We start from the raw sequence: 9,604 nt of genomic DNA, 5'->3' as shown, positions 1-9,604 counted from the left end.
CTCTCGATAAATACTTTTCCATTATGGCTTTCAATAATTTTAAAGCTGACCATCAAGCCTAATCCATTCCCATTTTTCTTGGTTGTAAAAAATGGTTCTCCGATATTTTTCAGTTTTTCCTGAGGTATTCCGACACCTGTATCCTGTATCGCTATTTGGACCTGGTTATTTATGATAGCTGCTCTGACTGTAATATCACCTCCATCAGGCATCGCTTCAATTCCATTTTTGATAAAATTAAGGAATACCTGTTTAAGGCGATTTTCGTCACACTCAATCTGGATGATATCGCGTTCATATTCAAAACGAATTTTCACGTCCCGTTTCCGGGCTTCGAATTCCAAAAAAGAGATGACATTCTTTATAATAGGTATAATATCTCTTTCTTCCAGTTCAGCGGCTTTCGGCTTTGCGAGAACCATAAAATCTTCTACTATATTATTTACCCGGTCAATTTCATCTAAAATGATGCTTAAGTATTCCTGTCTTTCTTCATTCGTTTCATCCAGCTGCAGGAACTCTGTATATCCTTTCATTGTTGTCAGCGGATTGCGGATTTCATGGGCAACCCCAGCAGCAAGCTGGCCGACTGCTGCCAGTTTATCCTGCTGATGCAGCACTTCTTCTGTTTTTTTCCTCTCGGTAATATCGTTTCTTATGGCTAAGTATTGATAAGGTTTTCCGTTCGCATTCATGAACGGCACGATTGTTGTATGGACCCAGTAATAAGACCCATCCTTTGCTTTATTGCGGATTTCACCCTTCCATATTTCCCCTGACCCAATCGTTTTCCATAGTTGGTGGAAAAACTCCGGCGAATGGTAACCTGAATTTAGGATATTATGATTTTTGCCCATCAGTTCATATTCTTCATATTTGGAAATCTCAACAAATTTGTCATTCACATATGTGATAATCCCCTTTGGATCTGTAATAGCCACAATAGATGATTCATCTAGGGCAGCCTGAATATCGTGTAAGTGAGTGTCGCTTGCTTCCAGCCGCTTGCTCATTAGGGTACTTGAAGCAATGAGGCCGCTAAGGATTAGAATCGCTGCAAATAATACCAGGAAAATCAGAAAAGTCCCAGGCGAGCCTCCCCCCCTGCTAATCTCCCCGTTTGGATAGAATGAGGACGATCGGATAAGCAGAAAATATCCCTCTGCAACGGCTCCGGCAATAATGAGTGCGCTTAAAGGCTTTATCCATATATGTCTTGAATAGGAAAGACTTTTTGAGTAAAAGAGCATCCAAAGTGAAAATAAAAAAGAAGCAAAAATAATCAGGGTGGAAATGAGAAATACAATGGAGCCAAATTGGACATGCATCCCGATAGCAAACATTCCTGTTACATGGATGGATAGGACTGCCATCGTTAAAAAGAAGCTGCCCGCAAGAAGATTGCCTGTCTTCGGTTGTCGTCCGATCACTGCATTAAATGCCATTCCGGTAAAGGAGATGCCAAAAATCATGGACAATAAGGTAAGAGGAATATTGTAGCTTCCGGAAGCATTTATGTTGATCGCGACTATGCCAATAAAGTTCATGATCCATATGCCTATTCCAAGTGAAAAAGTACCGCCTAAGAACAAGAACCTCTGATTGCTTTCAGATGTTTTTATTAAAGTAAATAAATCTAATGCTGTATAGGAAGCCATAATGGTCAGTATAACGGCGGCAAATATTAATATCGGATTAAAAGATACAATTATCTCAGTCATCGCAGGCTTTAAGCCCCCTCATTTTTACTTTATTAAATATGATTGTAATGGAATCATTACTGCCTTGGAAGGGGCTTAGCGAAATAAAGTCTATAGTTCTGACAGAATTGCTTAAACTTTAGCAGTTGATTAAAGCCCTCTTTTTGTGCTCCTTAAAACAATAGATGAAATTTTTAAAAAATTTAACCACAAATACTTCACATTTGATTATATTTGGTATATACTGTACTACAACAGAAGGAAAAAAATAAACTGTATTATAAAAAGGAGGAAAAAGTAATGATTAAAAGTCCGGTTGAATTCTTCAGAACGCTTCCCAAAAAGGTATGTCCTGAGTGTGGCCAAACAGTAAAGGAACAGGCTGAATCTTATTTGATGGAATGTGATCGGTGTCTGTCAAAGAAAATGGAATAGAACAATCAGCGGAAGGCTCCCAGGTCCTTCCGCTTTTTGGGATTCCATTTAGAATCCTCAGCTGTTACAGAACACACTGAAAATGTTGGCCCACATCCATGCCGGCCACCTGTTAATGCGGTCAAACCAGGATGGATCACTGAGAGAGCCAGCTTCCGATTGAATAGCTGAGACCAGCTTTTTAGTTTCATTCATTCTTATCACCTCAATTTAGCCTTATAGCTAACTTGCCCATTTGAATTAGGATTATATGGCTGAATATTAGATCAATGCGGAGAGCAAACTTTAAGGAAAGCAGCTCGAATAAATATCAGAAGGGGTTAGTGAATCATGAAAGAAATGGATGAAAAATACCTGACATCTGCTCCGGAAAAAAAGATGGTTACCATTGAAAATGACGGCAAATTTCCAAATCTGAAAAATGCGGTCGGGGATTCTGTTGATGGACATGAACAGCTGGAAACGGCAAATGCTATTCTGGGGGCAAAAGAAATCGGCCAGCAAAATGAAAATCTATAAATTGGGAGTGAAAATACTTGGAAACAATAGACCCTAAAAAAGTGAAAACAGGAGATGAGGTATATGTCATTTACCATAATCCTCACACTCCCAGTGTAGCAAACGTTAGGCCTGCTGAAATTGTTCCGCATCCAAAAGACCCTAATGCAGTAGCCCTGTTTCTTAATGAGTCATTCCATTTAATAGAAGAAGATGATGCCCTATTTTCTTCTGAAAAGGCTGCAGAAGAGGCTTTTCAGGACTTATATGGAGAGTACTGACACAAATAAAGAAAGACTGTAAGGAATCAGTCTTTCTTTATTTGCCGATTATAAAATTTGCGGTAATTCCCTCATTTCGGCAGTTGTTTCATCACCGCATAATGGACATTTTAAATCTGAAGAGGCAAAATCTTTTCTCATCCAGCCATTGCAGCTATTACAGGAATAAACCTCTGTGTCGAGCATTACAACCTCTGGCTTATCATCTTGACCTTTTTTATTGAAAAAAATTGGAAACGCCCCCTTTTTTCTTAGTATGGACAAGAAACGGGAAAATTATTGTAAGAAATGAAATATTATGGTTAGCATCATTCAAGGGCTCTACTCCCTTGTTAAAGGCCAAAAATAAGCATGCTTTTGAGGAGAGTAGTGTAAAATGGGTTCTCCCATCAAGTACTTGCCAGGCAAAAAAGATGCCATTGTATTTTCGTTTATCGAACAGGAAGCTTTATGCAGCTGCCATTTTGTATGATGAATATCCCCTCGAAAAACGTTGTCACCTTTTGTTACCCATAGGCAATACCTTTCAGTCAGCCATTCATCGAGTGACCCTTCCTGTGAATTAAATGGACTGGATGCCGGCTTATAATGAGCTTTGAATTGTCCGATCTCTTTATTTTTGTTTTTTCGCCTGCTTTCATAATTAATGATACCTTCAGCTTTATAAACTTGCATATCAGCATTCATATAGGGAAGGAAATACAGCATTCTGGCCCCTGTTACCGCTAAAAAATTGTCGGCATCCAGGCTGAAAAAATACACCCCTTTCCTTCCCCCATACTCTACATAAGTTCTTACATTCAGTTCATTCATTGATTTCATCATAGGCAATGGCGGCAAGCCGCGGACTCTCATTCTGCTGATCCAGAATGGGACTATTCCAATCCAGGCTTTTCCGTTATATGTATCTAACGTTAACTGTGATGGAATGTGCTTCTCCATTATTTCTGCAGGCACAGGCCAATGAGCAAACAGAACATCATCCCATATTTGCTCCATCACCCATGGTTTATCAGGCAGCGGAAAAGGTCTATGTCCTGTTATCTGTAATTCTTCATTCATGCTTTAACCGCCTTTCAGCATTTTTTATTAACGATTATTCCTCAAAAAGCCGGTATTAAACTTAGTACGGATAAATGCAGTTCAAATAGTCTAGAGTTCTAAGCTTTGGCATTGCCTTGTATTTATTATTGGAGGTGATGGTCCATGAATAGGCGTCTATCAGTATCTGAAAACACTCAGTCTGACTCCGGAAAAGCAGGAGTCCCCCATTCATTTTCTGGAGAATTGGAAAACACCGCAGGATTATTTCTATCTAAGAAACCATTTATTTCGGTGAGCGCAAAGATTTTAAAGAATCCTTTTACTATGCAAGAAGCCTGCCAATTGAAAAGGCACTCCACGAAGATACGATCGTAGCATATGAATATAACGGCAAGCGCATTCCTTATAAGCATGGTTATCCTTTTAGGCTAATTGTCCTTCAATGGTATGCAATGGCCTCCGTTAAGTGGCTTAGAAATATATTTATTATTCGGCATCAATTTAATGGCCCTTTTCAAACAAAAGATTACGTTTACTATCCTTATGAAAATAGCGATTTAGATAAAAAGCCTGTTTCTGCCATAAATGTTAACAGCACAATCCAGCACCCATTGGATCATTCCATTGTTAATGAAGGGTTACAAGTTATAAAAGGTATTGCCTGGACTGGAACTGGCACAATTAATGAAGTGGCAATAAGCTTTGATGATGGGGAAACATGGAGAAAAGCGTCGCTTAAATACAGAGGAAACGAAAAATATTCCTGGGTAAAGTGGCATTTTAATCGGGAGGCAGACAAGGGTGAATATACCATTCTTGTGAGGGCTGCTGATTCAGAGGGTAATATTCAGCCAATAAAGCCTTACTGGAACAGAAAAGGATATGGATATAATGCTGTGCAAAAGATAAAAATTCAAGTGGAATAACCCGTTTTTCTATGCAAAATCCCAAATATGCAAAAAGAGAAGATGTTTTATTACATCCTCTCTTTCTAATGCCATTCAATTAGCAGTGCAGATTAATTTTCTTCATCTGTCCTCTTGCCTGCTTCGGGTTCACCGGGTGTCTGATTCCCTGTTGTAGCCTGATAGCCCACCCGATAGGAAGAAGTCCTCTTTTTTCGGAGAACTTCCGGCATTCTGTACTGGCTCAGATCATCTTGAGCATCTCTCGGCGCCATTGAAGTGCCTCCTTTCTATCTGTTATTCCTCATACCCTTTACGGGGAATAGAAATATCCACTCCAACTACATCTTCAATGACGGCATCCGCCTGACCTTCCATATAGGTGTCACTTACCTGCTCATGGGTTGTAGCGAGTCCAGATGAAAGCTGGTCATTTCTTTTATAATCCTCAGCCTCATAATATCTGCCAGCAATATTCGCGCCATTATTATTGTCTTTTTTATTCATGTAGAATCCCTCCTTAACTATCCTTATTTTGGACATTAAACCGATTATCATACGATTCAAATCAAAGAAATGCCGGAAAACAAAAAATCTGCCCTGAAAAAGGCAGATTTTAAGCAGCTTTGATTGTTCAGTTATCCACTGATATTACCGGCCAACGTAAGCACAACCAACAATGATTAGAAGTATAAACAGGACAACGATTAAAGCAAAACCGCCGCCATATCCTGCACCTGCACCCATTCTAACACCTCCTCACGTCTAGTGACAGTGTATGAACATGATGTTTGTCCCGAATGGGCAGATGTAAGAGAGGAATAAAAATTAAATCGAAATATCCCATCTTTAATGATATAGGAAGAAAGAAAAATCGCCAAAAATGTGAACAAAAATAGGAGATTAATCAACCAATTTCATTTGGAAAGAAAAAAACTCTTTACTGCAAACGGATTCATGTTAAAATGGACATGTAATCAAGTTAGATGTCTGACGTCTATTCACAAACCTCTTTAATCAGAGGTCTATATTTTTGACGTTTCGTAAAAACGTTTTCATCAATCTAAATTCAGCAAATGAGGTGTCAACATGAGTTTTATCTGGGGTATATTCGGGATTGTGACCGTATTGGGAATAGCTTTCCTTCTTTCATCAAATCGTAAAGCAATCAATTTACGTACAATTCTTGGCGGTCTTGCCATTCAGTTTGCCTTTGCTTTTGCCGTACTTAAATGGGATCTTGGGAAAAAGGCACTGGAAAAATTAACTTTTGCAGTAAATGACATCGTGAGTTATGCCAATGAAGGAGTTAACTTTCTCTTTGGAGGACTGTTCCAGGAAGGTTCAGGTGTTGGGTTCGTATTTGCATTTCAGGTCCTGACAGTTGTTATTTTCTTCTCTTCTCTAATATCTGTTCTATATTATACAGGGATCATGCAAATCATTATTAAAGTCATTGGCGGAGGCCTTGCTAAATTGCTTGGAACAAGTAAGGCAGAATCGATTTCTGCTGCTGCCAATATTTTTGTCGGGCAGACAGAGGCCCCTCTTATCGTCCGCCCTTTCATCAGCAAAATGACAAAGTCGGAATTATTCGCTGTCATGACAGGCGGTTTGGCTTCCGTAGCCGGTTCTGTTCTAATTGGTTATTCATTGCTTGGCGTTCCACTGGAATACTTGCTTGCAGCAAGTTTTATGGCAGCTCCTGCCGGCCTTGTCATGGCTAAAATGATGCTGCCTGAAACTGAGAAATCTGAAACAACTGATGATATTACCATTGAAAAAGATACACAATCTGTCAATATCGTAGATGCTGCGGCCCGGGGAGCGAGCGATGGTTTAATGCTTGCCTTGAACATTGGGGCCATGCTTCTTGCTTTTATCGCATTAGTTGCTTTAATCAATGGAATCATCGGTTTTGCAGGCGGACTTTTTGGGCTGGAAAACTTAACACTTGAAATGATTCTTGGCTTCATTTTTGCCCCTCTTGCATTTGCAGTAGGAGTCCCTTGGGCTGAGGCTGTACAGGCTGGCGGCTACATCGGCCAAAAGCTTGTGTTGAATGAATTCGTTGCCTACTCAGCGTTTGCTCCTGAAATCAGCAGCCTGTCTCCTAAGACTGTTGCAGTTGTAAGCTTTGCGCTTTGCGGATTTGCGAACATTTCGTCTATGGCCATCCTCCTGGGCGGCCTCGGCAATCTGGCACCTGACCGCAGGAATGATATAGCCAAGCTTGGCATTCGTGCAGTAATAGCTGGAGCACTTGCCTCTCTTTTAAGTGCAGCGATTGCAGGAATGTTAATTTAATAGTCTGATAGCATACTGGATCACCGGTATGCTATTTTTTTTGATGTGAGGCGAGAATTGTCGAAAATTATCTGAAAATTATTTTAATTCAGAGTTGATTTTCTATTTTTATTAATGTTAAAGTATGATTGTAAGCGTTACCATAGGTATTCTTCTAAATGTTTTGCACCATGGAAATACATAGATTACTATTTTAAGGAGGAATTATATGAGTCAGCTAACTGCAGGTTTAAAAGAAAAGGTAGAAAAGTTCTTAAGCGGAAAGAAGAAATTATATATCAATGGTGAATTTGTTGAAAGCAAATCACAGAAAACGTTTGATACGTATAACCCAGCGACAGGTGAAGTTCTGGCTTCTGTTTTCGAAGCCGGTGCAGAAGATATTGATCTGGCAGTAAAAGCAGCCCGAAAGGCTTTTGATGAAGGCAAATGGTCTAAAATGAGCGCTTCTAAGCGCAGCCGCCTGATGTACAAGCTTGCTGATCTTATGGAAGAAAACAGTGAAGAATTAGCACAGCTTGAGACTTTGGATAATGGAAAGCCAATCCGTGAAACAACAAATGCCGATATTCCTTTGGCGATTGAACATATGCGCTACTATGCAGGCTGGTCTACGAAGATTGTCGGACAGACTATTCCTGTCAGCGGGCCATTCTTCAACTATACCCGCCATGAGGCTGTTGGTGTAGTGGGGCAAATCATCCCTTGGAACTTCCCTCTTCTTATGGCAATGTGGAAGCTGGGTGCTGCCCTTGCAACGGGATGTACGGTTGTTCTTAAACCAGCGGAGCAAACACCTCTTTCCGCTTTATACCTTGCTGAGTTAATGGATCAGGCAGGATTCCCTCCAGGGGTTATCAATATTGTCCCTGGCTTTGGAGAAACAGCTGGCCAGCCGCTCGTTGACCATCCGCTGGTAGATAAAATTGCGTTTACTGGTTCTACAGAAGTAGGTAAACGGATTATGTCAAATGCTTCAAAGACTTTAAAGCGGGTTACACTTGAGCTTGGAGGCAAATCTCCGAACATTATCCTGCCGGACGCTGATTTATCAAAGGCAATTCCTGGAGCTCTTAACGGTGTTATGTTCAACCAGGGTCAAGTTTGCTGTGCCGGATCCCGTGTTTTCATTCAAAAGAAGCAGTTTGATAATGTTGTTGCTGACATGGCTTCACATGCTAAAAAAATCAAGCAAGGTGCCGGAATTCATGCTGATACAGAAATTGGCCCTCTTGTTTCTGCCGAGCAGCAAAACAGAGTTCTCGGGTATATTGAAAAAGGCCTAAGTGAAGGCGCTCAGCTTGTAGCAGGAGGCGACAAGCCGCAGGAGCAAGGTTACTTCGTCTCCCCTACTATCTTTGCAGATGTTCGTGATGAAATGACAATTGCAAAGGAAGAAATCTTCGGACCTGTTATTTCGGCCATGCCTTATGATGATATTGACGAATTAATTAACCGTGCCAATAACAGCGAATATGGTTTAGCTGCAGGCGTTTGGACTCGTGATGTTGCAAATGCACACTATGTAGCCAATAAGCTCCGCGCTGGTACTGTTTGGGTAAACTGCTACAACGCTTTTGATGCTGCATCTCCATTTGGCGGCTACAAGCAATCCGGCATCGGCCGTGAAATGGGCTCATACGCTCTTGATAACTATACAGAAGTTAAGAGTGTATGGATCTCAATGAAATAATAGCCGAATTAAAAAAAGGAACCTTTCGGGGTTCCTTTTTTAATGGAAATTTCTTTAAAGTTTCTTCCCATTAAGAATAAGTTCACAGATTATCCATAGGATTTTTGATGGATATTATTTATCCTTATATTGGGAGGGGAAATAATGAAAAAAGTATATATGATTTCCGCTATTATTGTCGTATTAGGCATTGCTGCCGGCATTTCTTTTTTTATCATACGTGATATGACAGCGAAGATACCTGAACATATTACACTTTTAACCGATAATGAGAAGGTATACGACTTTGCTGAATCTGATGAAAAACTGAAGCTTGTTGAATTTATTTATACGCACTGTCCGGATATATGTCCGACGACTACCCAAAGGATGAATCTCCTGAAAAGTGATCTTACTAATGAGGGCGTATTTGGGGACAAAGTACAATTCATTACAGTAACGATCGACCCTTATAGGGACACCACAGATGTTCTTAAAAAATATAGAAGCACCTTTGAAATCGAAAATGATGAGAATTGGATCTTTCTTACTGCAGATCCTGATACACTGAAAAAGGATCAGGCAGAAATTCAGGAGCTCGCAAACACTTTCCAATTTCAATACCGTGATCCCGGTGATGGCTTCTATGTTCATAGCACCTTTGTGTATTTGCTTGACGAGAACAATAAATTTATTAAGAAGTTCCCTATGGGAGAAGACTTTGACAGGAATGAAGTTTTCCAAAAGATAATGAAGCAAATA

The 9,604-nt window shown here is 40.2% G+C and carries 14 protein-coding genes and 1 pseudogene; 8 read left to right on the top strand and 7 right to left on the bottom strand.

Features of this window, described 5'->3' with window-relative positions; translation table 11 throughout:
- The coding region (locus tag BFI01S_RS19665) for an ATP-binding protein (protein ID WP_061794112.1) at window positions 1–1,721 on the bottom strand (1,721 nt) is incomplete at its 3' end.
- 279 nt (window positions 1,722–2,000) lie between these two features.
- Here BFI01S_RS19665 and yhfH point away from each other — a divergent pair.
- Window positions 2,001–2,135, top strand: coding sequence for a protein YhfH (gene yhfH, locus BFI01S_RS22690; protein ID WP_009334590.1), 135 nt, complete (start codon window positions 2,001–2,003; stop codon window positions 2,133–2,135).
- A gap of 57 nt (window positions 2,136–2,192) precedes the next feature.
- Here yhfH and BFI01S_RS19660 read toward each other — a convergent pair whose 3' ends face one another.
- On the bottom strand, window positions 2,193–2,330 hold the full coding sequence (locus BFI01S_RS19660) for a hypothetical protein (RefSeq protein WP_156478358.1): 138 nt from the start codon (window positions 2,328–2,330) through the stop codon (window positions 2,193–2,195).
- Window positions 2,331–2,465: 135 nt separating this feature from the next.
- On the opposite strand from BFI01S_RS19660, the gene BFI01S_RS19655 reads away from it, so the two are divergent.
- Together BFI01S_RS19655 and BFI01S_RS19650 are read left to right on the top strand one after the other, a co-directional pair.
- Window positions 2,466–2,654 (top strand): hypothetical protein, encoded by a 189-nt coding sequence (locus tag BFI01S_RS19655; RefSeq protein ID WP_061794110.1) that lies wholly within the window; start codon window positions 2,466–2,468, stop codon window positions 2,652–2,654.
- A gap of 17 nt (window positions 2,655–2,671) precedes the next feature.
- On the top strand, window positions 2,672–2,914 hold the full coding sequence (locus BFI01S_RS19650; RefSeq protein ID WP_061794109.1) for a transcriptional regulator SplA domain-containing protein: 243 nt from the start codon (window positions 2,672–2,674) through the stop codon (window positions 2,912–2,914).
- 48 nt (window positions 2,915–2,962) lie between these two features.
- Here BFI01S_RS19650 and BFI01S_RS24445 read toward each other — a convergent pair whose 3' ends face one another.
- Window positions 2,963–3,178 (bottom strand): cold-inducible protein YdjO-related protein, encoded by a 216-nt coding sequence (locus BFI01S_RS24445; RefSeq protein ID WP_236888036.1) that lies wholly within the window; start codon window positions 3,176–3,178, stop codon window positions 2,963–2,965.
- A 57-nt stretch (window positions 3,179–3,235) separates the two neighbouring features.
- Window positions 3,236–3,976: a YqjF family protein gene (locus BFI01S_RS19645; RefSeq protein WP_061794108.1), complete on the bottom strand. Its 741-nt coding sequence runs from the start codon at window positions 3,974–3,976 to the stop codon at window positions 3,236–3,238.
- Between the two features lie 263 nt (window positions 3,977–4,239).
- Here BFI01S_RS19645 and BFI01S_RS24630 point away from each other — a divergent pair.
- Window positions 4,240–4,407: pseudogene (locus tag BFI01S_RS24630) on the top strand (molybdopterin-dependent oxidoreductase); the annotation flags it as partial.
- Window positions 4,408–4,410: 3 nt separating this feature from the next.
- The gene (locus BFI01S_RS24145) at window positions 4,411–4,884 is read left to right on the top strand and encodes a molybdopterin-binding protein (protein WP_235831235.1); all 474 of its coding nucleotides are present in this window, start codon (window positions 4,411–4,413) and stop codon (window positions 4,882–4,884) included.
- Window positions 4,885–4,976: 92 nt separating this feature from the next.
- On the opposite strand, the gene BFI01S_RS23560 is transcribed toward BFI01S_RS24145, so the two are convergent.
- The 3 genes from BFI01S_RS23560 to BFI01S_RS22680 form a co-directional block, all read right to left on the bottom strand.
- A complete protein-coding gene (locus BFI01S_RS23560; RefSeq protein ID WP_169799792.1) occupies window positions 4,977–5,138 on the bottom strand; it encodes a hypothetical protein in 162 nt (53 codons plus the stop codon).
- Window positions 5,139–5,160: 22 nt separating this feature from the next.
- Complete coding sequence (locus BFI01S_RS19635) at window positions 5,161–5,370, bottom strand: YozQ family protein (protein ID WP_061794107.1); 210 nt, start codon at window positions 5,368–5,370, stop codon at window positions 5,161–5,163.
- 144 nt (window positions 5,371–5,514) lie between these two features.
- Entirely contained in the window at window positions 5,515–5,610 is a 96-nt protein-coding gene (locus BFI01S_RS22680; protein WP_082804568.1) for a YjcZ family sporulation protein, read from the bottom strand.
- 342 nt (window positions 5,611–5,952) lie between these two features.
- On the opposite strand from BFI01S_RS22680, the gene BFI01S_RS19630 reads away from it, so the two are divergent.
- The 3 genes from BFI01S_RS19630 to BFI01S_RS19620 all read left to right on the top strand — a co-directional run.
- Window positions 5,953–7,170, top strand: a complete 1,218-nt coding sequence (locus BFI01S_RS19630; protein ID WP_061794106.1) for a NupC/NupG family nucleoside CNT transporter — start codon at window positions 5,953–5,955, stop codon at window positions 7,168–7,170.
- A 208-nt stretch (window positions 7,171–7,378) separates the two neighbouring features.
- Window positions 7,379–8,863, top strand: a complete 1,485-nt coding sequence (locus tag BFI01S_RS19625; RefSeq protein ID WP_061794105.1) for an aldehyde dehydrogenase family protein — start codon at window positions 7,379–7,381, stop codon at window positions 8,861–8,863.
- Window positions 8,864–9,007: 144 nt separating this feature from the next.
- Window positions 9,008–9,604 (top strand): SCO family protein (locus BFI01S_RS19620; protein WP_061794104.1); only part of this gene is annotated, 597 nt, incomplete at its 3' end.

This window comes from Cytobacillus firmus NBRC 15306 (assembly GCF_001591465.1).
In the GTDB taxonomy this organism is placed as follows: Bacteria; Bacillota; Bacilli; order Bacillales; family Cytobacillaceae; genus Cytobacillus; species Cytobacillus firmus.
The sequence above is the reverse complement of the archived record's forward strand: the minus strand, read 5'-3'. Positions and strand labels throughout refer to the sequence as shown.